This is a genomic window from Citrobacter sp. RHBSTW-00859, assembly GCF_013729795.1.
Taxonomy (GTDB): Bacteria; Pseudomonadota; Gammaproteobacteria; order Enterobacterales; family Enterobacteriaceae; genus Citrobacter; species Citrobacter braakii.
Map to the genome: position 1 here is coordinate 2,393,408 of NZ_CP056284.1, position 26,393 is coordinate 2,419,800.

General features: G+C 50.5%; 21 protein-coding genes and 3 pseudogenes. 12 read left to right on the forward strand and 12 right to left on the reverse strand.

From position 1 onward, the window contains the following. Nucleotides 1-15: 15 nt before the first annotated feature. Nucleotides 16-1,389 (forward strand): ATP-dependent RNA helicase DbpA, encoded by a 1,374-nt coding sequence (gene dbpA / locus HV302_RS11955; protein WP_104652046.1) that lies wholly within the window; start codon nt 16-18, stop codon nt 1,387-1,389. A gap of 49 nt (nt 1,390-1,438) precedes the next feature. On the opposite strand, the gene ttcA is transcribed toward dbpA, so the two are convergent. After that, nucleotides 1,439-2,374, reverse strand: coding sequence for a tRNA 2-thiocytidine(32) synthetase TtcA (ttcA, locus tag HV302_RS11960; RefSeq protein ID WP_016153195.1), 936 nt, complete (start codon nt 2,372-2,374; stop codon nt 1,439-1,441). A gap of 49 nt (nt 2,375-2,423) precedes the next feature. After that, a pseudogene (locus HV302_RS11965) lies at nt 2,424-2,783 on the reverse strand (tyrosine-type recombinase/integrase); the annotation flags it as partial. Between the two features lie 58 nt (nt 2,784-2,841). Here HV302_RS11965 and HV302_RS11970 point away from each other — a divergent pair. The 3 genes from HV302_RS11970 (at nt 2,842) to HV302_RS11980 (ending at nt 4,490) form a co-directional block, all read left to right on the forward strand. Beyond that, nucleotides 2,842-3,072, forward strand: coding sequence for a hypothetical protein (locus tag HV302_RS11970; protein ID WP_181627374.1), 231 nt, complete (start codon nt 2,842-2,844; stop codon nt 3,070-3,072). Between the two features lie 208 nt (nt 3,073-3,280). Next, nucleotides 3,281-3,508, forward strand: coding sequence for a YecR family lipoprotein (yecR, locus tag HV302_RS11975; RefSeq protein WP_233596267.1), 228 nt, complete (start codon nt 3,281-3,283; stop codon nt 3,506-3,508). 568 nt (nt 3,509-4,076) lie between these two features. After that, on the forward strand, nt 4,077-4,490 hold the full coding sequence (locus HV302_RS11980) for an aegerolysin family protein (protein WP_065554835.1): 414 nt from the start codon (nt 4,077-4,079) through the stop codon (nt 4,488-4,490). Between the two features lie 212 nt (nt 4,491-4,702). Here the strand turns inward: HV302_RS11980 and HV302_RS11985 are convergent. Next, nucleotides 4,703-5,814 (reverse strand): IS3 family transposase gene (locus HV302_RS11985; protein WP_181627376.1). Its coding sequence is split into 2 segments (ribosomal slippage): nt 4,703-5,553 and nt 5,553-5,814, totalling 1,113 coding nucleotides; the frame shifts between segments, so codons are not numbered across the junction. A 128-nt stretch (nt 5,815-5,942) separates the two neighbouring features. On the opposite strand from HV302_RS11985, the pseudogene HV302_RS11990 reads away from it, so the two are divergent. Then, a pseudogene (locus tag HV302_RS11990) lies at nt 5,943-6,118 on the forward strand (transposase); the annotation flags it as partial. Nucleotides 6,119-6,272: 154 nt separating this feature from the next. On the opposite strand, the gene HV302_RS11995 reads toward HV302_RS11990, so the two are convergent. The 6 genes and pseudogenes from HV302_RS11995 to nifJ all read right to left on the reverse strand — a co-directional run bounded on the left by HV302_RS11995 (nt 6,273) and on the right by nifJ (nt 14,354). Further along, nucleotides 6,273-7,163 (reverse strand): EcsC family protein, encoded by an 891-nt coding sequence (locus HV302_RS11995; RefSeq protein ID WP_094761301.1) that lies wholly within the window; start codon nt 7,161-7,163, stop codon nt 6,273-6,275. Nucleotides 7,164-7,679: 516 nt separating this feature from the next. Further along, on the reverse strand, nt 7,680-8,114 hold the full coding sequence (gene uspF, locus HV302_RS12000; protein ID WP_016153190.1) for a universal stress protein UspF: 435 nt from the start codon (nt 8,112-8,114) through the stop codon (nt 7,680-7,682). Nucleotides 8,115-8,195: 81 nt separating this feature from the next. After that, on the reverse strand, nt 8,196-8,405 hold the full coding sequence (locus HV302_RS12005) for a KTSC domain-containing protein (protein WP_181627458.1): 210 nt from the start codon (nt 8,403-8,405) through the stop codon (nt 8,196-8,198). Continuing rightward, a protein-coding gene (locus tag HV302_RS12010) for an IS1 family transposase (RefSeq protein WP_223429336.1) occupies nt 8,398-9,095 on the reverse strand; the annotation gives its coding sequence in 2 pieces (ribosomal slippage) (nt 8,398-8,846 and nt 8,846-9,095; 699 coding nt in all). Before HV302_RS12010 ends, HV302_RS12005 begins: the two co-directional genes overlap by 8 nt. Before the next feature lie 235 nt (nt 9,096-9,330). Beyond that, on the reverse strand, nt 9,331-10,464 hold the full coding sequence (ompC, locus tag HV302_RS12015) for a porin OmpC (protein WP_016156616.1): 1,134 nt from the start codon (nt 10,462-10,464) through the stop codon (nt 9,331-9,333). A 366-nt stretch (nt 10,465-10,830) separates the two neighbouring features. Beyond that, a pseudogene (gene nifJ / locus HV302_RS12020) lies at nt 10,831-14,354 on the reverse strand (pyruvate:ferredoxin (flavodoxin) oxidoreductase). 274 nt (nt 14,355-14,628) lie between these two features. Between nifJ and HV302_RS12025 the strand changes: the two are divergent. Then, nucleotides 14,629-14,895, forward strand: coding sequence for a putative hemolysin (locus tag HV302_RS12025; RefSeq protein WP_003020360.1), 267 nt, complete (start codon nt 14,629-14,631; stop codon nt 14,893-14,895). Nucleotides 14,896-14,908: 13 nt separating this feature from the next. Here HV302_RS12025 and hslJ read toward each other — a convergent pair whose 3' ends face one another. After that, the gene (gene hslJ / locus HV302_RS12030) at nt 14,909-15,328 is read right to left on the reverse strand and encodes a heat shock protein HslJ (protein WP_046274558.1); all 420 of its coding nucleotides are present in this window, start codon (nt 15,326-15,328) and stop codon (nt 14,909-14,911) included. Between the two features lie 112 nt (nt 15,329-15,440). Further along, nucleotides 15,441-16,430, reverse strand: a complete 990-nt coding sequence (locus HV302_RS12035; RefSeq protein ID WP_003833196.1) for a 2-hydroxyacid dehydrogenase — start codon at nt 16,428-16,430, stop codon at nt 15,441-15,443. Between the two features lie 690 nt (nt 16,431-17,120). Here HV302_RS12035 and HV302_RS12040 point away from each other — a divergent pair. The 4 genes from HV302_RS12040 (at nt 17,121) to HV302_RS12055 (ending at nt 20,592) form a co-directional block, all read left to right on the forward strand. Beyond that, the gene (locus tag HV302_RS12040) at nt 17,121-19,760 is read left to right on the forward strand and encodes a YdbH family protein (protein WP_181627377.1); all 2,640 of its coding nucleotides are present in this window, start codon (nt 17,121-17,123) and stop codon (nt 19,758-19,760) included. Beyond that, the gene (locus HV302_RS12045) at nt 19,757-19,948 is read left to right on the forward strand and encodes a YnbE family lipoprotein (protein ID WP_016156612.1); all 192 of its coding nucleotides are present in this window, start codon (nt 19,757-19,759) and stop codon (nt 19,946-19,948) included. Before HV302_RS12040 ends, HV302_RS12045 begins: the two co-directional genes overlap by 4 nt. A gap of 7 nt (nt 19,949-19,955) precedes the next feature. After that, nucleotides 19,956-20,279, forward strand: a complete 324-nt coding sequence (locus tag HV302_RS12050) for a YdbL family protein (protein WP_049041608.1) — start codon at nt 19,956-19,958, stop codon at nt 20,277-20,279. Between the two features lie 127 nt (nt 20,280-20,406). Continuing rightward, entirely contained in the window at nt 20,407-20,592 is a 186-nt protein-coding gene (locus HV302_RS12055; RefSeq protein ID WP_016153181.1) for a hypothetical protein, read from the forward strand. Between the two features lie 43 nt (nt 20,593-20,635). Here the strand turns inward: HV302_RS12055 and azoR are convergent, their stop codons facing one another. Beyond that, entirely contained in the window at nt 20,636-21,241 is a 606-nt protein-coding gene (gene azoR, locus HV302_RS12060; protein ID WP_181627378.1) for an FMN-dependent NADH-azoreductase, read from the reverse strand. A 201-nt stretch (nt 21,242-21,442) separates the two neighbouring features. Between azoR and hrpA the strand changes: the two genes are divergently transcribed. Both hrpA and HV302_RS12070 read left to right on the forward strand, forming a co-directional pair. Further along, entirely contained in the window at nt 21,443-25,345 is a 3,903-nt protein-coding gene (gene hrpA, locus HV302_RS12065) for an ATP-dependent RNA helicase HrpA (RefSeq protein ID WP_181627379.1), read from the forward strand. A gap of 85 nt (nt 25,346-25,430) precedes the next feature. Continuing rightward, on the forward strand, nt 25,431-26,222 hold the full coding sequence (locus HV302_RS12070; RefSeq protein WP_047417340.1) for a YdcF family protein: 792 nt from the start codon (nt 25,431-25,433) through the stop codon (nt 26,220-26,222). Nucleotides 26,223-26,393 lie beyond the last annotated feature (171 nt).

The window sequence follows — 26,393 nt, forward strand, 5'->3', positions numbered from 1 at the left end:
CCGCGAGATTAAATTGTGACCGCTTTTTCAACCCTGAATGTTTTACCTGCTGCCCAACTCGAGAATCTTAACGAGCTGGGTTATCTTGAAATGACGCCTGTTCAGGCTGCTGCGTTACCGGCAATTCTGGCGGGGAAAGATGTTCGCGTGCAGGCTAAAACCGGCAGTGGCAAAACGGCGGCTTTTGGTCTTGGATTATTACAGCATGTTGATGTCGCGCTGTTTCAGACGCAGTCCCTGGTGCTGTGCCCAACGCGCGAGCTTGCTGACCAGGTGGCGGGTGAGCTGCGTCGCTTAGCGCGCTTTCTGCCTAACACCAAGATCTTAACGTTGTGCGGTGGGCAGCCCTTTGGCGCACAGCGTGACTCCCTGCAGCATGCGCCACATATTATTGTCGCAACGCCAGGGCGTTTACTCGACCATCTGCAAAAAGGCACTGTTTCTCTGGATGCCCTGAATACGCTGGTGATGGATGAAGCCGATCGCATGCTGGATATGGGCTTTAGCGATGCGATTGATGATGTCATTCGCTTTGCGCCAGCTTCGCGTCAGACCTTACTGTTTTCTGCGACCTGGCCTGAAGCCATTGCCGCCATTAGTGGCCGGGTGCAACAAAATCCATTAACGATCGAAATTGATACCGTTGACGCGCTGCCGGCGATTGAGCAGCAGTTTTTCGAAACTTCCAGCCATGGCAAAATTCCGCTGCTGCAAAAATTGCTCAGTCAGCATCAACCTGCATCATGCGTAGTTTTTTGTAATACCAAAAAAGATTGTCAGGCCGTGTGTGACGCACTGAATGCGGCGGGGCAAAGCGCGCTCTCACTGCATGGCGATCTTGAGCAGCGCGATCGCGATCAGACGCTGGTACGTTTTGCCAACGGCAGCGCGCGCATTCTGGTTGCTACCGATGTGGCCGCGCGTGGTCTGGATATTAAATCACTTGAGCTGGTGGTTAACTTCGAACTGGCGTGGGATCCGGAAGTCCACGTCCATCGTATCGGACGTACCGCGCGTGCCGGCAACAGTGGTCTGGCGATTAGCTTCTGTGCACCGGAAGAAGCGCAGCGGGCCAATATTCTTTCTGAAATGCTGCAACTGAAGCTGAACTGGCTGCCAGCCCCAGCTAACGGCCCAATCCTGCCGCTGGAAGCTGAGATGGCGACGTTATGCATTGATGGCGGTAAAAAGGCTAAAATGCGTCCCGGCGATGTTCTCGGCGCGCTGACCGGTGATATTGGTCTGGAAGGCGCCGATATCGGCAAAATTGCCGTTCATCCGGCGCATGTCTATGTCGCTGTTCGCCAGACTGTAGCGCATAAGGCATGGAAGCAATTGCAAAACGGTAAGATAAAAGGCAAGACTTGCCGGGTTCGGTTATTGAAATAACCACTCGTCGGAGCGCCTGATGGCGCTCCGCTTATCCGGAACTATCGACTTACTTCACTTCCACGACGTTCAGGCGCAGCTCATCCAGTTGAGCATCATCTTCTTCTGGCTGCCAGCCCGCAGGCTGCAGCGGGATCTCTTCACGATCGAACGCTAAATCACCGCCGTCCACAACCTCTGAACCGTGCCTGATACCTTTAAAATCGAACAGATTGATATCGCTAAGATGTGAAGGTACAACGTTCTGCATTGCGCTGAACATGGTTTCAATACGCCCTGGATAGCGTTTGTCCCAGTCGCGCAGCATATCGGCAATGACCTGACGCTGCAGGTTAGGCTGTGAGCCGCACAGATTACATGGAATAATCGGGAAACCTTTCGCTTCGGAGAAACGCTCAATATCTTTCTCACGGCAGTATGCCAGCGGACGGATAACGATATGTTTACCGTCATCGCTCATCAGCTTCGGTGGCATACCTTTCATCTTCCCGCCGTAGAACATGTTTAAGAACAGCGTTTGCAGGATATCGTCGCGATGGTGACCGAGCGCAATCTTGGTGGCACCTAACTCAGTTGCCGTGCGGTACAGAATGCCGCGACGCAGGCGAGAGCAGAGCGAGCAGGTCGTTTTGCCTTCAGGGATTTTATCTTTGACGATCCCGTAGGTGTTTTCTTCGACAATCTTATACTCAACGCCCAGTTGCTCCAGATACTCCGGCAGAATGTGCTCCGGGAAGCCAGGTTGTTTCTGATCGAGGTTAACCGCAACTAAGGAAAAACTGATCGGGGCGCTTTGCTGCAAATTACGCAGGATCTCCAGCATGGTATAGCTGTCTTTCCCCCCGGAAAGGCACACCATAATGCGATCGCCGTCTTCGATCATATTGAAGTCGGCAATCGCTTCGCCCACGTTACGGCGCAGACGTTTTTGCAATTTGTTCAGGTTGTATTGTTCTTTCTTTGTAACTTGTTGATTTTCTTGCATTATTTACTGTCTCTGACTCCAAAAGGGGCATATAAGGGGCAAAATTTTTTTACAGGGCAAGTTTGGCGTTGAGCATTTTCACCTGTTCGCTGTTCAGTTCTTCAATCCATGCACTGTAAATTTCGTATACCATCTGCGCGTTTTCATGCCCCATCTGATTAGCTATAAATGATGGGTTCGCTCCAGCCGATAACAGCCAGCAAGCAAAAGTATGCCGCGTATGGTACGGATTACGGCGACGAATACCAGCACGTTTTACAGCAGCGTTCCATCTGGCACCTATGCTACTCATAGAGTAGTAGGGTTTTTGTTCTCCCTTGCGCATCCTGGGCATGAAAACAAAGTGCACTTTCTGGATCCCGGTAGCGCCATATTCACGATGGTGAAAGATTATTTTTGTCTTAGGGTGCGCAAAAGCGCTAGTTAGTATTCTCAACGAGGCGTTAGCGGACGATGATGCAGATTTTATGGAGCAGTGCGTGCTGGAGGCGTTCGAACAGAATGATCCGGTTTATATTATTGGTGCGAGCTACTACACGACGAGAAAAAAAATTTCGGACCTGACCCGGAATATTCAGCAGATTGCGCCCTGGCTGACAGCAGACGAGGCCCGCAAGCGCGTGCGCTGGTGCGTTGAGATATTCGGAGCGCGGGTGTATCTGGAGGCTCGTCGTCAGTTGCGTACTGATAAACGCTAACCAGGAACCGGGTAAACGTAATCCTAAAACAGCGAGTAGCAGTATGTTTCCCTAAACTCATGGCTCATCATGAAAAAACCTAAAATGAATAGGGTTTATCATGAAAAAAATATCATTGTGTTGTTTGTGTATTTTAGCGCTATCCGGCTGCACCGTTCAAAAACAGATGACGCCTGTCGGTGGGAGCAAAGCCGACGGGACAATTAGAATGGGCTATCACGTTGGTGATAGCTACGGAGCATTTGAAAAGGCGAATGTTGATATGACGCAGGGGCAATCCCTGGCGGCACAAAAGTGCAGGATTTGGGGGTACGAGGGGGCCGAGGCATTCGGTGGCCAAACGTCACAATGCACAGATCCTGGCCCTATGGGGTGCAGGCAGGCGGATGTCTATATTGAGTATCAGTGCACGGGAGGCAAGGCCTCGCAGAACTAAAAAATTAGTAATAAGTGTTTATTCTAGAAAAAACGTTGAAAACGGGCCAGTAAAGTGGATGATTTATATATGCTTGGCAGAGCTGCGCCATGATGGCAGCGGCGCTAAGCGAACAATTTAAACACAACGAGAACCCCGCCAGCGCGGGGTTTTTGCTTTCCGGCGATACGATAGGAGTATTCGCGAGGTGCATTGCACCAGTACCCCTGTCACATCGTCGGTTTGCAAGGTGTGCAAAAAACTCCTGGCTTCAGTTTTTTTTCAGAGAGTTATTCTTCATGTATACCATGTTAAATATAATGTGGCTTGACTTGATATAGTTATTCACAATATTAATTGAATCTATTGTTATATTTTTGAAATAAATAAATTTGGTTGTTTTGTGTTCCAAATTTACAGGTTGCTTTTTGTCAATATATGTATAAATGGCTGGTGGATATTTTTGGTTAAGTCTGAAATTGAGTGGTTTGTCACAAATTTAACACCATCTAAATGGTACTAATTATTCGTCGATACAGTCGAGTAACGATAAATTATTTTATATTCCAATGAAAATTAAGGATGAATTATGGCTTACGCTCAATGGGCAGAAATTAAAATAGTTGTCGCTGAAGGACAATCCGTATCCATTAGAAACGCATCACACGATAGTGGAAAATTTTATAAACTAGGAAATAAAGATCAGGAGTTATCACCAGATAGAATAAATGCAATGGTGATTACCAGCTCTTCGACTGCCGATGAGGCCACGATCTGCGCATGTGGGCGTTCAGATGCTGCTGTTGGCACTGAGGGCAGTTTCGTTATGTATAATGGCCCTGAAAAAATTGGCCGCTTTTATTGGGATTGCCCTTGGGGGAAAAAGACCAATAAGAAAGAATATACAAGTGCCTCTAATAAATATGTTGTACAAGTTGAAGGCGGTAACGTTGACTCTGGTGCGTTAGGTAATATAACGCTTACTGTTGTGAAAATCCGATAATACTATCTTTAACTTGATTAAATTAATATAGGCCCTGGTATTCGCCGGGGTTTTTTCATATCTGCTTTCCGTAAACCCCTAGTTAACCATCAACTTTCTAGTCTGGTCGTTAAATCCAATCTGTGGGATTTGCAGAAAAACAAAGTAGCAATCCACTCCCCGCGCTGACGGGGTTTTTATTCAAATACGCGTCTGCTGTAAATAGACCCGTTTTAGTTCCATGCATTTTTTGAGATCCCGGCCAAATAATGGTGCTGTCGGTATTCCTCCGGTGTCATATTGTTCAGTGATTCATGCGGGCGTTCACAGTTATATTCTGACAACCATTTCTCCGTGATTTCCCGCACTTCATTCAGCGTTCTGAACAGATAAAAATCGAGTATTTCTGTACGGTATGTCCGGTTAAAGCGCTCAATGAAAGCGTTCTGCGTCGGCTTACCTGGCTGGATAAATTCCAGTTTTACTGCATGTTTCTCTGCCCATTCAGCCAGTGCCAGAGAGATAAATTCCGGACCATTATCCATGCGCAGCATGACCGGATACCCGCGATTTGCCGCGATCCTGTCGAGTACACGGACCACTCGCTGAGCTGGCAGATTCAGATCGATTTCAATCGACAACGCCTCACGGTTAAAGTCATCAACGACATTGAACGTGCGAAAACGACGGCCACAGACCAGGGCATCATGCATAAAATCGACAGACCAGCTCTGGTTCAGCGCTTCCGGCGTGGCCAGTGGCGAGGGATTACGCACCGGCAACCGCTGTTTGCCGTTACGGCGAAAATTCAGCTTCAGCAGACAATAAATACGGTGGATCCTTTTGTGGTTCCACGGGTGTCCCTGCCGCCTCAGAACCTGGAAAAGTTTTGGAAAACCGTATCGTGGATATCGCTCTGCCACTGCCTGCAACGCGACAATAACGGGTTCGTCACGCGTGGTATCCGGACGGTAATGGTAAACCGTTCTGCTCAGGTTCAGACTCCGGCAGGCCTGACGGATACTGAGTCCAAATGTCGTTATCAGATGAGTGACCAGCTCACGCTTAAAGGCTGGTTTTAAAGTTTTTTTTCGATAACGTCTTTCAGCGCCCGGTTCTCAAGGCTCAGGTCGGCAAACATCTGTTTGAGACGTCGGTTCTCGTCCTCAAGATCCTTGATCTTTTTAATATCAGAAGCCTCCATGCCGCCGTATCTGGACTTCCAGTTGTAGTAGGTGGCTTCAGAGATACCGGTCTCCCGGCAGACATCTTTAACAGTTCGTCCGGCTTCAACCGACTTAATCACAGCGATGATCTGATGCTCAGTAAAACGGGCTTTACGCATAGCGATCTCCTTCGTTGGCAGATTGATTATGCCGGATGATCTCTAAATGTGAATGGCACGATTACGCGGGATACTTACAGCGGCCTTTTTCATTGTGCACAGAAAACCTCCAGCTAGGCTGGAGGTTCCGTAAAGCGATTGGCAGCATCTTAAGAAAGCTGTGCGAATAGAGAAGTGTGAATGTTCTAGAAGCAGAATGTGTGCGGATCACATCCATATACTTCTGGAAATCCTACCGAAGATGAGCGTATCCGGCTTTATGGGAGATCTGAAAGGGGAAAGCAGTCTGATGTTGTATGCGCAGTTATAACTCTCGTATCCGGATAGCCCGTTTACGGGCCGTAATTAACTAAGTTTGATGCAAATGTCAGATCGTATGCGCCTGTTAGGACGCGGCTGGTAAGAGAGCCTGATAGGCGTATCAGAAAAACCTCCGGCTATGCCGGAGGATATTCTGCTCATTCGAAAACCGGATCGCCGTCGCCGGGGAAAAAATCATCCGCAGGCTTTACCGTGAGATCAATCACAGACGGATCGTATTTCATCGCCAGGAAGCGCTCACGATATAGATGGTAGGACGCTTCGCAGACGTTACTGGTGAAATAGGCGTTATAACCTCCACCAACGGCCGCGCCTGCGACGGGAATCGTTTGAGCTAGTTTTGCTTTGGTGAGTCGAATCCCAAGACTGTTGGCAATCTGCTTAATAATCTTCACAAACACTTGTTTTTCCAACTCTTCCCAGACCACTTTCTTGGCGACCTGTTGCGATATTTTTACCAGTTGTGCCATGGCGACATTTTTCGCCATAGTCGATGAAGCAGAAGATAGCCCCAAAATATTAAAGGCAAAAAGTCGTTCTTCTTGACGGGTGATATCAAAACCGTAATACGTCGCATATTCGCCAATGGCTCGTAGATTCAATGTAATGAGAGTAGGTATATCGATAGCCATCCCTGCAATCCCCATCATGCCCGTGCCTGCACCTTCCGCCAGTGCGATGCCCTTATACTTAGCTGCCAGCCAGCCAACGGTTTTATCGATGTCCTCAAGACGCAACGTTTCAATATCTTCATATCGATTGATGTGGACATGCCCGTCATTACGGAACTCTTCGAAAATCGCCTCTGGTCGCACTGACCACAGTGCGGCATCGTTACAGACTCCCACCAGACCCTGCACAGAAGATTGAATGGCTTCGCCGACGACCGGTGTAGAAAGCATCAACTCTCCGGCGCTGTTAAGAGGTTTACTGATTAAATCAAATGATTTAGCCAGAAAACCGCGTTGTGGGTTTTTCCAGTCGTGGATTTGCTGAAGTGCATTTTTATCGTAATTGATCAGTTTCATGTTATTCCTCGCCTGCCGGCCATCAGTATTTTATGACGTGAGTTTGATACTAAAGTTATCGGCAATAAAAATGTGTAGATGAGTATTTTTAAGTCCTTTTGAAAACAGACGGCAAAAGCAAAGGAGGAGGCTAAGAATCATACAGAATGGTGAGGTTAGTTGATGGAAAAGAATACTTAAGATTAGGCATGTAATGCTGCGTCATATTGGCTGGACTAGCTGGGTGAGTGGTTTAAACATTTTGCTGGTGGCTGCAGTCTAAACGAGAGTATTAATGAGTGGCGGTTTATCCCAACTAATATCTTGATTTTGAGACATTTAATAGAGGCTCAATTCATAGTGTGGCATCAGAAGAGTATGCATCACGCCGGATAGTCCGGCAAAAGAAGTCTGATATAAAAACTGTGGCGTGTATGGTACGGATAAGCGGGAAAAATGTCAGCACATTTAGGACAGGAATCGTGGGGTATAACAGGTAGAAACAAAAAGCCCGCAGCGATGTGCGGGCCAGACAGCTTAGCGGACTACCAGTACCGAACACTCCGCATGACGCACCACGGCTGCGGCGTTAGACCCCAGCAGGTAGGTAGTGATGTCAGGTCGATGTGAGGCAATAATGACCATATCAGCCGGTAATTTTTTGGCCATCTCCAGAATCTTATCTTTTGGCGCACCTTCTGTGACATGAACGTGCACTCTGTCCGTTGGGATATTGAACTTCTTGATAATCTCTTCCAGTTGAGATTTTGCTTCGGCTTTCAGATCTTCCATGGCCGGTAACTCTGCCGAGTAGGCCAATCCCAGGGAAGCATAATAGGGCAGTGACGGAATTACGGTCAAAAAATGAACCTGTGCATCGTCAATTTTTGCCTCTGCTTCAACATGGGCAATAACACGTTGAGTTAATTCTGAGTCTGAAATATCGATGGGTACAAGAATCGTTCTGTTCATAAAACCTCCTGTTTAAGTATCCACCCAAAGCTTACCGCGTAATGGCACTTTATGTACAATGACAAAGATCACATTTTGGCATCACTTTATTTTTATTTCAGGAAACTTTCCTTTTATTACTCCATCGTAAAATCGACCTTTAGAAACGACGCTCAGGAAATCACGAAAAATACGAGCAGGGACATGCTGATATTGCAGAGTAGACAACTGGTGAAAGCGAATTTCTAGCGTACGGGAGGATTCGTCATAGCCGACGGATGCAATACGGGGTAATGACTCCAACTTACTGATAGTGTTTTATGTTCAGATAATGCCCGATGACCTTGTCATGCAGCTCCACCGATTTTGAGAACGACAGTGACTTCCGTCCCAGCCTTGCCAGATGTTGTCTCAGATTCAGGTTATGTCGCTCAATGCGCTGAGTGTAACGCTTGCTGATTACGTGCAGCTTTCCCTTCAGGCGGGATTCATACAGCGGCCAGCCATCCGTCATCCATACCACGACCTCAAAGGCCGACAGCAGGCTCAGAAGACGCTCCAGTGTGGCCAGAGTGCGTTCACCGAAGACGTGCGCCACAACCGTCCTCCGTATCCTGTCATACGCGTAAAACAGCCAGCGCTGACGTGATTTAGCACCGACGTAGCCCCACTGTTCGTCCATTTCCGCGCAGACGATGACGTCACTGCCCGGCTGTATGCGCGAGGTTACCGACTGCGGCCTGAGTTTTTTAAGTGACGTAAAATCGTGTTGAGGCCAACGCCCATAATGCGGGCGGTTGCCCGGCATCCAACGCCATTCATGGCCATATCAATGATTTTCTGGTGCGTACCGGGTTGAGAAGCGGTGTAAGTGAACTGCAGTTGCCATGTTTTACGGCAGTGAGAGCAGAGATAGCGCTGATGTCCGGCAGTGCTTTTGCCGTTACGCACCACCCCGTCAGTAGCTGAACAGGAGGGACAGCTGATAGAAACAGAAGCCACTGGAGCACCTCAAAAACACCATCATACACTAAATCAGTAAGTTGGCAGCATCACCGCAATACGGGATGATTTTACAGGATGATGATTCATTGCAGGTATCCTCTACTACAGGTCTTAATGCAAGATATCATCTATCAAAGATGTGTTTTAGCGCAACAGATATAATGTTTTGATCTGGATAAAACAGAATTGTTAGAACATAAAGAGAGCCCGCTGTTGCCAGCGGGCTGACGGATTAGAACTGGTAAACCATACCCAGTGCTACTACGTCATCGGTAGAGATGTCGTTTTGGCTGTAGAAGTTTTTATCTTCATCCAGCAGGTTGATTTTGTAATCAACATAGGTGGAGAAGTTTTTGTTGAAGTAGTAAGTAGCGCCAACGGATGCATATTTCACCAGATCCTGGTCGCCATCAGATCCGTTTACACCCAGATCCTTACCTTTAGACATCAGGAAAGACACTTCCGGACGCAGACCGAAGTCGAACTGGTATTGCGCAGTCACTTCAAAGTTCTGAGTTTTGTTGGCAATCGTATTATCACTACCGTTTGAGCCACCATAAGGGGTCATGTTGCGGGTTTCGGAGTACATGGTTGCCAGGTAGATGTTGTTCGCGTCGTATTTCAGACCGACTGTCCACGCGTCAGCTTTATCACCGCCCGCCGTAGAATCGTTAACCTGCTCGTTAGTACGGTCAGAAGAGGTGTATGCTGCACCGAAGCTTACACCCATCCCCAAATCGTAGGTCGAGGAGATACCGAAGCCGTCACCGTTGGAGTTCTTCATGTTACGATCGTCGCCACCGTTATTGGTGCCTTCCTGCTCTGGTGACTGATTTTCGTTCGCGCCCTGATACTGCAACGCCACGTTCAGACCGTCAACCAGACCAAAGAAGTCGGTATTACGGTAGGTCGCCACGCCGTTCGCACGACCGGTCATGAAGTTGTCTGCTTTGGTGTAAGAGTCGCCACCGAATTCCGGCAGCATATCGGTCCAGCCTTCAACGTCGTACATTACGCCGTAGTTACGGCCGTAGTCGAATGAGCCGTAGTCGCCGACTTTAATACCTGCGAATGCCAGACGAGTCCAGGAGTCGCCTTTATCACCTTCGGTGCCGTTAGCCTGAACCTGATATTCCCACTGGCCGTAACCGGTAATCATATCGTTAACCTGAGTTTCGCCTTTGAAGCCCATACGCATATAAGTCTGATCGCCATCACTGTTAGCGTCATCAGAGAAATAATGCAGGCCGTCTACTTTGCCATAGAGATCTAATTTGTTGCCGTCTTTATTATAAACTTCAGCAGCGTGAGCAGCGCCTGCAGCCAGCAGGGCAGGAATTACGAGAGCCAGTACTTTTCTGTTCATTGAAATAATCCTTTAGTTTTTTATTAACCTGTGACTACCCATGTAGGGAGTAAAAGCATGCTAAAGGAGAAGTTCCGTAAAGGGATAAATATGAATTGTTACGCCTTAAGTAAAACCTTAAAGAAATAATTCTACGGAAATGGTGATAATTGTGGTGAATGTATTGTTGGTAAATATATAAAATAAAAATTATACAATTTAAGTGTGTTGGGCTATTCTGCGCGTGTTATATGCCTTTATTGTCACGTTTTATTTTTCGTTGACGTATTGATAGCTATTATTAATTAGCCAGCGAATAAATTGACAAGCCCGAACAACTGTTCGGGCTTTTTTTTTGGGTTCCAGGTTAATACTGAGATAAAAGCATTACTCGGTACCGCTCTTTTCCGCTTTTCCAGCCAACTGCGCAAGGAAGTCGTAGCGTTTTTGCAGATCGGCTGCGGCGTCTTTCCAGAGCTGTTCTGCGACTTCTGGCTGTTGGGCATTCAGGCGACGGAAGCGCTGCTCGTTAAGCAATGTTTCGGCCAGGGCGTCTGACGGTGGGCGAGAGTCCAGCGCCAGCGGCAGCTTACCTTCATCTGCTCGACGTGGATCAAAGCGGTACAGCGGCCAGAACCCGGTTGCCGTGAGCTGACGCATCTGATCATGGCTTAATGCGAGATCGTAACCATGCTCTTCACATGGGCTATAGGCGATAATCAGCGACGGACCTGGATAGGCCTCCGCTTCCTGGATAGCTTTCACCGTCTGGTTCAACTGCGCGCCCAGAGAGATTTGTGCAACATATACGTGCCCGTACATCATCATACTGACGCCAAGATCTTTGCGAGCTTTGCGCTTGCCATGCTCACCAAATTTAGTGACGGCCCCGAGCGGTGTAGCTTTCGACGCTTGTCCGCCTGTATTGGAGTAACACTGGGTATCCAGTACCAAAATATTGACGTTCTCGGTCAGGCTCAGGACGTGATCCAGTCCCCCAAAACCAATATCGTAAGCCCAGCCATCACCGCCAATCAGCCAGATAGATTTCTCGACCAGCGCATCGGCATCGGTTAACAACTGCTGTGCGCCGTCGACATCTTTCAGGTGCTGGCGCAGTGCTGCAACTTGCTCACGGCGCACCTCTGGCGTAGCTTCAGCGTGCAGGGCGTCATTCAGTTCAGCCGGAATGTTATCAGCAAACTGTTCCACTAAACGCATGACGCGTACACGGTGCTGATCCACCGTCAGGCGGAAGCCCAGCCCAAACTCGGCGTTATCCTCAAACAGGGAGTTTGCCCACGCAGGCCCGCGACCATTGGCGTCGGTGGTATAAGGCGTTGAGGGCAGGTTACCGCCATAAATTGATGAACAGCCGGTCGCATTGGCGATCAGCATACGGTCGCCGTACAACTGCGTAAGCAATTTGATATACGGCGTTTCACCACAGCCAGAGCAGGCACCAGAGTACTCAAACAGCGGTGTTATCAACTGCGAGGTACGAATATCAATGCGTTCCAGTTTAGTGCGATCGATTTCCGGCAGATTGAGGAAGTAGTCATAGTTAACTTTTTCTTCTTCCACGTGCTCAAGGCGCGACATCATATTGATGGCCTTGATCTCCGGGTTCTGGCGATCTTTCGCCGGGCATACTTCGACGCACAGATTACACCCGGTGCAATCCTCTGGCGCAACCTGCAGGACATATTTCTGACCGCGCATATCGCGTGATTTCACATCCAGAGAATGCAGGCTGGCAGGGGCATTTTCCATCGCTTCTGGTGAAACCACTTTGGCGCGGATAGCCGAGTGCGGGCAAGCGGCTACGCAGTGGTTACACTGGGTACACAGCTCTTCTTTCCAGATGGGGATCTCTTCAGCGATATTGCGTTTTTCCCAACGCGTGGTGCCCATCGGCCAGGTGCCGTCTGGCGGCAGCGCTGAAACGGGGAGGGCATCGCCCAGACCGGCGAGCATCGCCGCGGTGACGGTTTTCACGAAATCAGGTGCGGCATCAGAAACCACCGGTGGGCGATTAGCGCTATGTGGATCAACTGGCTGAAGCGCCACTTCGGCGACGGATTCACGCGCCAGGGCCAGCGCCTGCCAGTTACGTTCAACCAGATCCTGCCCTTTGCTGCTATAGCTTTTCGCAATCGCACCCTGCAATTCAGCCAGAGCGCTGTCGCCTGGTAAGATTTGCGTTAGATGGAAGAACGCCATCTGCATAACGGTGTTAATACGTGCAGCCAGACCGCACTCGCGGGCGATTTTGGCCGCATTAATCACGTAGAAACGCGCTTTCTTCTGATTCAGAACAGCCTGAACTTCCTGCGGCAGACGTGTCCAGACTTCATCCACACTGTACGGGGTATTAAGCAGGAATATACCGCCAGGTTTCAGGCGCTCAGCCATCTGATACTTATCGATAAATTGCAACTGGTGACAACCAACAAAATCGGCTTGCGACACCAGATACGCTGAGCGAATAGGTTGTTCACTAACGCGCAGGTGAGAAACCGTCAGACCGCCTGCTTTTTTCGAGTCATAGACGAAATAACCCTGCGCATACCACGGCGTAGAGTTACCGATAATCTTGATGTTGTTTTTGGTGGCCGACACGCTACCGTCACTGCCCAGACCGTAAAACAGTGCCTCGAGCTTCGCGGTACCGGGCAGGGTGTTTTCCGGTAACGGTAGCGACAGGTTGGTGACATCATCATAAATACCGACCGTAAAGCGAGATTTCGGCTTCGCGCTACTCAGCTCATTAAAGACCGCCATGACGCAGTCCGGGCCAAACTCTTTGGAAGAAAGGCCATAACGCCCGCCAATCACCCGCGGTAGCGTTTCTCGTTCGCCGCAGTTAAAGGCTTCCGCCAGCGCGGTCATTACATCCAGATACAACGGTTCAGCTTGCGCGCCGGGCTCTTTGGTGCGATCCAGGACGGCGATGCTCCGTACCGTTTCCGGCAGGGCGCGCAGTAAATGTCTGGCAGAGAATGGGCGGAACAGACGCACTTTCAGAACGCAACTTTCTCGCCGCGTGCCAGCAGCTCTTCGACGACTTCTTCACTGGTTCCAATCGCCGAGCCCATCAAAATAATGACGCGTTCTGCCTGCGGATGACCGTAGTATTCAAATGGCTGGTACTGACGGCCCGTCGCAGCAGCGAAATCGTTCATCGCCTGTTCTACGTGATCGTAAACCGCGTTGTACCACGGGTTTGTTGCTTCGCGTGACTGGAAGTAGGTGTCCGGGTTCGCAGACGTACCGCGAATAACCGGATGCTCTGGGTTGAGTGCGCGCGCGCGGTGAGCATCAATTTCCGCCTGCGGCATCAGCCCGAGGATTGTGTCATCGGCCAGCGGCACTATTTTATTGATTTCATGCGATGTGCGAAAACCATCAAAGAAATGAATAAACGGGACCCGGCTTTTCAGGGTGGCCATTTGCGAAATTAGCGCAAAGTCTTGTGCTTCCTGAACGCTGCTGGCGCACAGCATTGCGCATCCCGTCTGGCGCACCGCCATCACGTCGGAATGATCGCCAAAGATGGATAATGCGTGAGTGGCAATCGTACGTGCCGCAACGTGCAGCACAAACGGAGTCAACTGACCGGCCAGTTTGTACAGCGTCGGGATCATCAGCAACAGGCCCTGCGATGAAGTAAACGACGTAGAGAGCGCACCGGTCTGCAACGCGCCGTGAACGGTCGCTATCGCACCGCCTTCCGACTGCATTTCTACGACACGAGGGGTATCCCCCCACACGTTTTTAAGCCCGTTCCCGGCCCAGGCATCCGCCTGTTCAGCCATCGTCGAACTGGGCGTAATCGGGTAGATGGCGATAACCTCGCTGGTACGAAATGCGACCGAAGCAACCGCACCATTACCGTCAATTGTGATCATACTGACACCCTTACATTGCGCAAAAAAAGGGACACGCGTAACAGCGGCGAATCCTGTAGTTATCCTTTTAGTTTAGCAAAAGCGCTAAAGACAGATTTTCGCTTTTGTGTCCCCCGAATAAACAGAATGAATGGTTTGATCAAAGGAGCAGCCAAAAAATTGCCAGAAAATGTAAACAGTGCGCATAAATGCGCATATTGCCTCTCGACGGCGGTGTTTCCGCTGCCTATTATTTATGGCTGTGTCGTTTGGTTAATATTCAGAGGGGAGTAAGATGCGCGCAGCGTTTTGGGTAGGGTGTGCCGCGTTATTATTATCGGCTTGTAGTAGTGAACCTGTTCAGCAGGCAACCGCCGCGCATGTCGCACCGGGGATGAAGGCCGCAATGTCCAGTTCTGGAGAAGCTAATTGCGCCATGATTGGTGGTTCGCTCTCCGTTGCCCGTCAGCTTGATGGTTCAGCTATCGGAATGTGTGCGTTACCCAACGGCAAACGCTGTAGTGAGCAGTCGCTTGCCGCCGGAAGCTGTGGCAACTATTAAGCCACCGCGTTTCCTACATTAAATCCGCGAGTTTATACGTCAGCGTTTGTTCTGCTGTCGCCAGTGTTAACTGGTCAGCAGTCAGATCGACCTGTGCGCCTTGCTTAAACATGTCGCTGACGATCCCGTCGAGCGCGTTAAGCTGCGGATCGGCGCACATCATGCGTGTCATCGCCATATCTTTAACCTTCAACTCGCCGTCGGACAGTTTGCCCTGACCGTGGAATTGATTACACATCTTTCCCGATACCGTCATGTTTTCGCCAAAACTCAATTCAGGTTGGTTATTAGCGACGGTGACGGCTTTACCATTCACGCTCTGCAAAACGAAGCGGTGATGCTGCAACTGTTCGCGATTGACGGAAACTTTTCCATTGCTCACACAGCCAGCCATCAGCATGCTGAGCGCAATCAACGTGACAACTTTTTTCATTCAATTTCTCTACGTTTGTGACGGGAATATATTCAATATAATAATGATACTGAAGATTTTAGCATCGGTGATTATCTGAAAATGCCCCCCTGAATCCAGGGGAGCACAGGGATTAGAAGAGGGCGTTTGGACAGGTTTCGCCTTTGGATATCTGTGCCAGATTCTGCAGCGTGGTCTCAGAAATGCTGGTCAATGCTTCGGCCGTCAGGAACGCCTGGTGACCGGTGAACAGCACGTTATGACAGGCCGACAGGCGGCGGAACACATCATCCTGAATCACGTCATTGGATTTATCTTCAAAGAACAGGTCGCGTTCGTTTTCATACACGTCCATACCCAGAGAACCAATTTTCTGGTTTTTCAGCGCATCGATAGCGGCTTGTGAATCGATCAATGCCCCGCGGCTGGTGTTAATAACCATCACGCCATTTTTCATTTGCTCAAAGGCTTCGTGATTGAGCAGGTGATAATTCTCCGGCGTTAACGGACAGTGCAGGGAGATGACATCGGACTCCGCGAACAGCGTTTTAAGATCGACATATTCAACGCCTAACTCCAGTGCGGCAGCGCTTGGGTAGGGATCAAACGCCAGCAGGCGCATCCCAAAACCTTTCAGGATCCGCAGTGCCGCAATCCCAATCTTACCGGTACCGATCACCCCAGCCGTTTTGCCATACATGGTAAAGCCGGTCAGCCCCTCAAGAGAGAAGTTGGCATCACGAGTACGCTGATAGGCGCGGTGAATACGGCGATTCAACGTCATCATCATGCCAATCGCATGTTCAGCGACGGCTTCCGGTGAATAGGCTGGCACACGGACGACCTGCAGGCCGAGTTCTTTTGCCGCGTCGAGATCGACGTTATTGAAGCCGGCGCAACGCAGCGCAATATATTTCACGCCATGCTTTTTCAGCTCTTCCAGAACCGGGCGGCTGCCATCGTCGTTGACGAAGATACAGACAGCTTCACAGCCATGGGCTGTTTTGGCTGTTTTCTCCGTCAGCAGAAAGTCAAAGAATTCAAGTTCAAAACCAAAAGCCTCGTTAACCTGCTGCAGATACTTCTTGTCGTACTGTTTTGTACTATAGATGGCGAGTTTCATAAGACTTTCTCCAGTGATTTTGACGTCACATTAATCCAATTCAAATTATTTTACAAAATCTAAAAAGTTATTGATAGTCATAGGCGTAATGAATAATTTCAGCGCATCTGTTGTTAGTGTGGGCAGGTTACTCAATTTCAACAACTGGATATTTTTCCGTCCAACTCAATACCCGTAATCGATGCAGGTAAAAAGCCAGCCGAATCACATCCAGACAGCTACGCTTATACAGGTAGCAAATATCGGGAGGGGTCATGTTAACTCACTCTGAAGCAAAGCGATGGGCCACCTTAATGCTTAAGGCGGCATTATGTGATGGTATGAAACCTGAGGAGATTTCCCGGCAGGTACATCTGGTCTGCGATCATCATGGTAGAGAGTGCCTCGAAGAGCTCATTGAGGAAATTCTGATAGAAGCTGGTCGTTTAGGACCTAAACATAGCGATGGAGAACTGAGGCCTCATTGAGTCTGAGTTCTTTATATTCCCGACGGCACGTGTAACAGCGTGCCATATAAAATAATGCACTATATTATTGAATTAATTATTATTTTATTGATTCCCGTTGATTAATAAATAGTGCATATACTTCATGGGAATTTATTCTTAATGTGGGCATATCCTGTTAAACATGCCACAATACTGGCCTAAACCGGCTTAAATTTTCGCTAAATCAGGATATTAACTACCCATGAAGGGTAAATATAAAGCCGCTCTGGCACTTCTCTTATTATTGATTCTCGTGCCGCTGACGTTGGTGATGACGCTTGGCCTGTGGGTTCCTACGCTGGTGGGCGTCTGGTTACCTGTTGGCACGCGCATCGCGCTGGATGAGAGCCCTCGGCTGACACGGCATGGGCTGCATATTCCGGAACTCCGTTATCTGGTCGATGATTGCCCGCTAGCGCGCATTACTCAGGCCGATCTTTCTCATCCCAGCCGCTGGTTGCTCAATGTCGGGACAATTGAGCTGGATTCCGCTTGCCTGGCTAAATTACCGCAGACAGAAGCGTCTCCGGCAGCGCCCAAAACGCTGGCTGAATGGCAATCGATGCTGCCCAATACCTGGATTAACATCGACAAAGTTATTCTCTCCCCCTGGCAGGAGTGGCAGGGAAAACTGTCTCTCTCGCTAACGCCATCGACCCAGCAACTGCGCTACCAGGGTGAAAAAGTGAAATTCCAGGGGCGTCTGCACGGGCAAAATCTCACGGTAAATGAGCTGGATATAGCCGCGTTTGAAGGGCAACCGCCGGTAAAACTGGTCGGTGAATTTACCATGCCACTGGTTCCTGATGGACTACCGGTGAGCGGTCATGCGGTTGCTACTCTGAGCTTGCCGCAGGAGCCCTCACTGGTGGACGCCGAACTGGAGTGGCAAGAAAACAGCGGACAACTGATCGTCATGGCGCGGGATAATGCCGATCCGTTGCTCGATCTTCCGTGGGAAATAACCCGTCAGCAATTAACCATCAGCGACGGTCGCTGGAACTGGCCTTATCAGGGATTCCCGCTCAGCGGGCGGTTGGGCATGAAAGTTGAAAACTGGCAGGCCGGGCTGGAAAATGCGGTGGTGAGCGGGCGTCTGAACATATTGACCCAAGGCGATGCAGGTAAAGGAAACGCCGTATTAACGCTGGGGCCGGGTAAGCTGGGTGTGGATAGTAGTGATATGCCGTTACAGTTGATAGGCGAGGCGAAACAGGGTGACCTGATCTTCTACGCCAAATTACCCGCCAGACTCACCGGAAGCCTGAACGACCCGCAGCTTACTTTCGAGCCAGGAGCGCTGCTGCGTTCGCGTGGACGGGTGATTGACTCGCTGGATATTGACGAAATTCGCTGGCCGCTGGCGGGCGTAAAAGTAACACAGCGCGGCGTAGATGGCCGTCTGCAGGCTATATTGCGCGCGCATGAAAACCAGATGGGCGGTTTTGAATTGCATCTGGATGGTCTGGCAAATGATTTTCTCCCTGACGCGGGTCGCTGGCAGTGGCGGTACTGGGGCAAAGGCAGCTTTACGCCAATGCATGCGCGTTGGGACGTGGCGGGTAAGGGCGAATGGCATGACAACACCCTGAAGCTTTTTGATCTCTCCACCGGATTTGACCACCTGCAATACGGCACCATGAAGGTAGAAAACCCACGCCTGGTGATGGACGAGCCGATCATCTGGGTACGGGATGCCAACAAACCGACGTTTAGCGGCGCGCTGTCGCAGGACGCAGGGAACACCACTTTTACCGGGGGGAGCGTGTTACCGCCGTCAACCTTGAAGTTCAGCGTGGAAGGCACCGACCCGACGATTTTCCAGTTTAAAGGCCAGCTTCACGCGGGCGCGATAGGTCCAGTACAGGTAAATGGCCGTTGGGACGGGATCCGCCTGCGCGGACAGGCCTGGTGGCCAAAACAATCGCTCACCGTATTCCAACCTCTCATCCCACCAGACTGGAAAATGAAGCTACGTGAAGGTGAACTGTATGCGCAGGTTGCGTTTTCCGCTGCCCCGGAACAGGGCTTTGAAGCGGGCGGCCATGGGGTATTAAAAGGCGGTAGCGCCTGGATGCCCGATAACCAAATTAATGGCGTCGATTTTGTGTTGCCTTTCCGGTTTAGTGAAGGCGCATGGCAACTGGGTACGCGTGGACCTATTTCACTGCGTATTGCGGAAGTGGTGAATCAGGTGACGGTGAAAAATATCGCCGCCGATCTACAGGGGGCGTATCCCTGGAGTGAAGACAATCCGTTACTGTTAAGCGATGTCAGCGCCGAACTGCTGGGGGGCAAAGTCATCATGCAACAACTGCGGATGCCGCAGCACGATCCGGCATTATTACGGGTGCAGAATATCTCTTCCAGCGAGCTTATCAGCGCGGTTAATCCCAAGCAATTCGCCATGTCTGGCCCGGTCAGCGGTGCGTTGCCGTTATGGCTGGATAACGAAAAGTGGATCATTAAAGACGGCTGGCTGACCAACCCGGGACCTATGACGCTGCGTATTGATAAAGACACGGCGGATGCCGTCGTCAAAGATAATATGGCCGCTGGTGCGGCCATTAACTGGCTGCGTTATATGGAAATAAGCCATTCCTGGACGAAAATAAATTTGGATAATCTCGGTGTCTTAACCATGCAGGCAACCGTAACTGGCAATAGCCGGGTGGATGGCAAAGTGGGGACGGTTAATTTGAATTACACCCATGAGGAAAACGTCTTTACGCTATGGCGTAGTTTGCGTTTTGGCGACAATTTACAGGCATGGCTTGAACAAAATGCAGCGCTGCCAGAATCCCATTGCCCGGAAGGCAAGGAATGTGAGGAACAACAATGAAAACGATAGCTGCCATGCTGGGTCTGCTGGCTTCATCTCTGCTGATCGGGTGCACACCCAGAATCGAAGTGGCTGCGCCTAAAGAGCCGATCACTATTAATATGAACGTCAAGATCGAGCATGAGATCCATATCAAAGTCGATAAAGACGTTGAGAGCTTATTAAAATCGCGCAGCGATTTGTTCTGAGGTCACGATGAAAAAACAGCTTGCAGTGATCCTGGTGGCATTGAGTTTATTCAGTGGCAATGTGTGGGCATTGACCTTGAATGAAGCCAGATCCCAGGGGCGGGTGGGCGAAACGCTTAATGGTTATCTGGTGGCATTGCAAACCGACGCCGAAACGCAGGCGCTGGTGAGTGAGATTAATAAAGCACGCAGCGCCAGCTATCAGCAACTGGCTGAGAGCAATAACATTCCTCCAGATGAAGTGGCGAAAATGGCCGGACAAAAGCTGGTCGCCCGGGCTAAACCAGGGGAGTACGTCCAGGGCATCAATGGTAAGTGGTTGAGAAAATAATAAATCTTCTCTGCACACAACCAGAGAGGCACGACGCTGACTTATTCATCGACATCGCAATAGTTGCCACACGGTATCAAACTGAGGCTGATATAGTTCAACACCGGTCGCGTTGCGGAGTGAAATCATGTGGCTTTTCAAGTGGTATGTCTGGAATCGTTGGATATTCAAGCTGTTAAGCCGGGATGTTGCCGAGCCAGAACAATTTTTGCTGCATTGCTGGGAAGAGAATCTGGCGAAGTGCAGAGATTATGCAACCATCTGGCGTGATATTAACCGCATTCACGGCAAACAGGTGCAGGTAAAGAAGTAAATGCTGGAGAAACCCTCCCACCGGATGGTGAGAGGGTGAATTATCAGGCAGCGACGACGCTGTCGATAGCGGCTTTCGCATCGGACTGCGCTTTGGACGCCACTTCCGGGCCGTACGCAATGCCTTCAGCAAAGACGACGTTCACGTCGGTGATGCCGATAAAGCCCAGGAATAAGTTCAGATACGGCGTGATCAGGTCGGTCGGCGTATCTTTATGGATACCACCACGGCTGGTCAATACGACTGCGCGTTTACCCGTCACCAGACCTTCCGGACCTTTCTCGGTATAACGGAAAGTCACACCTGCACGGGCAATCAGATCGAAATAGTTTTTCAGCTGGGTTGGGATGTTGAAGTTATACATCGGCGCGGCGATAACAATCACATCATGCGCTTTCAGCTCAGCAATCAGCTCATCGGACAACGCCAGCGCTTCCTGCTGACGCGGTGTCAGCGGTGCATCGCTCGGGCGCAGCGCACCCACCAGTTCGCCATCCAGTACCGGAACAGGATTTGCAGCCAGGTCACGGACGGTGATTTCATCAGCGGAGTGCTTTTCACGCCACTGTTCAACAAAATAATCAGACAACTGACCAGACTGAGAGTACCCTGCCAGAATACTGGATTTAAGAACTAATACCTTGCTCATGGGTGTTTCCTTTTATGTGTTTGAAGGGGGTATGCCCCGTTGCTTGTTGACACTTTATTCACAATCCTGTCGCAGTGATAGCGCAATATATCGAATCCTATGTTCGAAATTATTGAACAACACATGAAAAGCGCTGATGTGGTACTCTATACCTATCATCTAAAAGAGATTTAACCCGGCAGAGCACTGCCTTTTAACGCTATGACAGAACAACAAAAATTAACCTTCAACATGTTGCAGCAACAGCTGGATTCACTGATGCTGCGTGACAGACAGCGTTTTGCCCGCCGCCTGCAGGGCGTGAAGAAGGTTAAAAATCCTGATGCACAACAGGCCATTTACCAGGAGATGGCAAAAGAGATTGATCACGCTGCAGGTAAAGTTGTGCTGCGTGAAGCCGCGCGTCCGGTCATCAGCTACCCGGAAAACCTGCCCGTCAGTCAGAAAAAACAGGATATTCTGGAAGCGATCCGCGATAACCAGGTGGTTATTGTCGCCGGGGAAACGGGGTCAGGGAAAACCACTCAGTTACCCAAAATCTGTATGGAGCTCGGGCGCGGGGTAAAAGGGCTGATCGGCCATACCCAGCCGCGTCGTCTGGCGGCGCGTACCGTGGCGAACCGTATTGCAGAAGAGCTGCAAACCGAGCCGGGCGGTTGTATCGGTTATAAAGTCCGTTTTAGCGATCATGTCAGCGACAACACCATGGTTAAGCTGATGACGGACGGTATCCTGCTGGCGGAAATCCAGCAGGATCGGCTGCTGATGCAGTACGACACCATCATCATCGATGAAGCGCATGAGCGCAGCCTGAATATCGATTTTCTGCTCGGCTATCTGAAAGAGCTTCTGCCGCGCCGTCCGGATCTAAAAATTATCATCACTTCGGCGACCATCGATCCGGAGCGTTTTTCAAAGCATTTCAATAATGCACCGATTATCGAAGTCTCTGGTCGAACCTATCCGGTGGAAGTTCGCTATCGTCCAATTGTTGAAGACGCAGATGACACCGAGCGTGACCAATTGCAGGCAATTTTTGATGCCGTAGATGAGTTAGGCCGTGAAAGTCAGGGCGACATTTTGATCTTCATGAGCGGCGAGCGCGAAATCCGCGATACCGCCGATGCGCTGAATAAGCTGGATTTGCGCCATACCGAAGTGCTACCGCTGTATGCGCGTCTTTCCAACAGCGAGCAGAACCGTGTGTTCCAGTCGCACAGCGGTCGCCGTATCGTGCTGGCGACCAACGTGGCGGAAACCTCGCTGACCGTTCCGGGGATCAAGTATGTGATTGATCCGGGTACTGCGCGTATCAGCCGTTACAGTTACCGCACCAAAGTTCAGCGCTTGCCGATTGAACCGGTGTCGCAGGCCTCTGCCAACCAGCGTAAAGGCCGTTGCGGTCGTGTTTCGGAGGGGATCTGTATTCGTCTGTATTCTGAAGACGATTTCCTGTCGCGCCCGGAGTTTACCGACCCGGAGATCCTGCGTACCAACCTGGCGTCCGTTATTTTGCAGATGACCGCCTTGGGGCTGGGCGATATCGCGGCGTTTCCGTTTGTTGAAGCGCCGGATAAACGTAACATTCAGGACGGTGTACGCCTGCTCGAAGAACTGGGGGCAATAACCACCGACGAACAGGCAACCGCTTACAAACTGACGCCATTGGGCCGTCAGCTCTCGCAATTGCCGGTGGATCCACGTCTGGCGCGCATGGTGCTGGAAGCGCAAAAACATGGCTGCGTACGTGAGGCGATGATTATCACCTCGGCGCTGTCTATTCAGGATCCGCGCGAGCGCCCGATGGATAAGCAGCAGGCCTCCGACGAGAAGCATCGCCGTTTCCACGACAAAGAGTCTGATTTCCTCGCATTTGTGAATCTGTGGAACTATCTCGGCGAGCAGCAGAAAGCGCTGTCGTCAAACCAGTTCCGTCGTCAGTGCAAACTTGATTTTCTGAACTACCTGCGCGTGCGTGAATGGCAGGATATCTACACGCAACTGCGCCAGGTGGTGAAAGAGTTGGGGATTCCTGTTAACAGCGAACCCGCTGAATACAGAGAGATCCACGTCGCGTTGCTGACCGGTTTACTGTCACATATCGGGATGAAAGATGCCGATAAACAGGAATTTACCGGGGCGCGTAACGCTCGCTTCTCGATCTTCCCAGGCTCTGGTCTATTTAAAAAACCGCCGAAGTGGACGATGGTAGCGGAGCTGGTGGAAACCAGCCGCCTGTGGGGACGTATTGCTGCACGCATCGATCCTGAGTGGGTCGAACCGGTTGCCCAGCATCTGATCAAACGTTCATACAGTGAACCGCACTGGGAACGTGCGCAGGGCGCGGTGATGGCAACAGAAAAGGTTACCGTTTACGGTTTACCGATTGTTGCAGCCCGTAAGGTGAACTACAGCCAGATCGATCCCGCGTTGTCGCGTGAACTGTTCATCCGCCATGCGCTGGTGGAAGGCGACTGGCAAACGCGCCATGCGTTTTTCCGTGACAATTTGAAGTTACGCGCTGAGGTGGAAGAGTTAGAGCACAAATCACGCCGTCGCGACATTCTGGTTGATGATGAGACGCTATTTGAGTTTTACGACCAACGCATCAGCCATGATGTGGTCTCCGCGCGTCACTTTGACAGCTGGTGGAAAAAGGTCAGCCGTGAAACGCCGGATCTGCTCAACTTTGAAAAGAGCATGCTCATCAAAGAGGGCGCGGAAAAAATCAGTAAGCTGGATTACCCGAACTTCTGGCATCAGGGCAATCTCAAACTACGGTTAAGTTACCAGTTCGAACCCGGAGCCGACGCGGACGGTGTGACCGTACATATTCCGCTCCCGCTGCTCAATCAGATCGAAGAGAGCGGTTTTGAATGGCAAATTCCGGGGCTGCGCCGTGAACTGGTTATCGCCCTGATTAAGTCTCTGCCGAAACCGGTACGACGCAACTTTGTGCCCGCGCCGAACTATGCGGAAGCGTTTTTAGGCCGCGTCACGCCGCTGGAACTGCCGCTGCTGGACTCGCTGGAGCGTGAACTGCGCCGCATGACCGGCGTGACCGTTGACCGTGAAGACTGGCATTGGGATCAGGTGCCCGATCACCTAAAAATCACCTTCCGGGTAGTGGATGATAAGAACAAAAAGCTGCAGGAAGGACGTTCGCTACAGGATCTGAAAGACGCACTGAAGGGTAAAGTTCAGGAAACATTGTCTGCGGTGGCGGATGACGGTATCGAACAGAGCGGGTTGCACATCTGGAGCTTCGGTCAGCTTCCGGAGAGTTACGAGCAAAAACGCGGTAACTATAAGGTAAAAGCCTGGCCAGCGCTGGTGGATGAGCGTGACAGCGTTGCCATCAAACTGTTTGATAACCCGCTGGAGCAACAGCAGGCGATGTGGTGCGGTTTACGCCGCCTGTTGTTACTGAATATTCCTTCACCAATCAAATATTTGCATGAAAAACTGCCCAACAAAGCCAAGCTGGGGCTGTATTTTAACCCGTACGGTAAAGTGCTGGATTTGATTGACGACTGTATATCCTGTGGTGTGGATCAACTGATCGACGCCAACGGTGGTCCGGTGTGGACCGAAGAAGGCTTTGCGGCGCTGCATGAAAAAGTGCGGGCTGAACTGAACGATACGGTGGTGGATATTGCTAAGCAGGTCGAACAAATTCTGACCGCGGTGTTTAATATCAACAAACGTCTGAAAGGGCGCGTGGATATGACCATGGCGCTGGGGCTTGCGGATATCAAATCGCAGATGGGCGGGCTGGTGTACCGTGGATTTGTTACCGGCAATGGTTTCAAGCGTCTGGGCGATACGCTGCGTTATTTGCAGGCTATCGAAAAGCGTCTGGAAAAACTGGCTATCGACCCGCATCGTGACCGTGCGCAGATGCTGAAAGTGGATAGCGTGCAGCAGGCCTGGCATCAGTGGTTCAATAAACTACCTCCCGCGCGCCGTGAAGATGACGATGTCAAAGAGATTCGCTGGATGATAGAAGAGCTGCGCGTCAGCTATTTTGCCCAGCAGCTTGGTACGCCGTATCCGATTTCCGATAAACGTATTTTGCAGGCGATGGAGCAAATTTCGGGATAAATAGGTACCAGACAGCATACCGGGTAAGGTGACGTCACCGCCCGGTATGCAACCCGATAAAGTATTAAGATCAGGAGTCATGAGTATGAGCCAGTTTCCGACACTTTCCGCAACCACGCTTGCGGCGATCAATACCGTAGGGCGATGGTTGGCGCAGAATGATTTTACGGGGAATATCACCGTTCAGTCAGATTGCGTGATTCTGGCAGGAAACGCGGTTATTCCGACCATCGACGCCGCCTGCCGGATCGCGAAAGAGCAACAGGTTCCCTTGTTGATTAGCGGTGGCATCGGTCACTCCACACGATTTCTGTATGACGCGATTGCAGAGCATCCTCGTTACAACATCATTCGTACCACCGGGCGCGCGGAAGCGGCGATCCTTGCCGATATCGCACATCAGTTCTGGCAAATCCCGGGGGAGAAGATTTGGGTGGAAGACCAGTCAACAAACTGCGGTGAGAATGCCCGTTTTAGCTGTGCATTATTGAATCAGGCGACGGAAAGTATTCATACCGTCATTGTGGTACAGGATCCCACTATGCAACGTCGCACGATGGCAACCTTTCAGCGCGTAACCCGCGATGAGCCGCATGCGCCGCGCTGGTTGAGTTTCCCTGGATTCATCCCTGAGCTGGCCCAACAGCAAGACGGCGTGGATTTTGTGCCAGCAGCAGAAGGTTTGTGGTCAGTGGATCGCTATCTGTCTCTCATAACCGGTGAACTTCCTCGCCTGCGTGATGATGCCACCGGTTATGGGCCGTGCGGCCGCGATTTTATCGCCCATGTTGATATTCCTCAGAACGTTGAGCAAGCCTGGCAGCAGTTGCAAAATGACATCGTGCTGACTGACTTACTGGAGAGCCGCTCTCTGTAATTCCTGTTGCCCGTTTGTCGGCGTTTTGCGGCAAACGGGCAAAAATCACACCTGTTTTTTCCCTTCATCATCACTTTGCCAGACGCTTTTATGAAGCCGCTCACAGAACAGCCACTCCAGCCATAATACGACCTGCATGATTGATATTAATTAACAATAGTTTTACTTGTT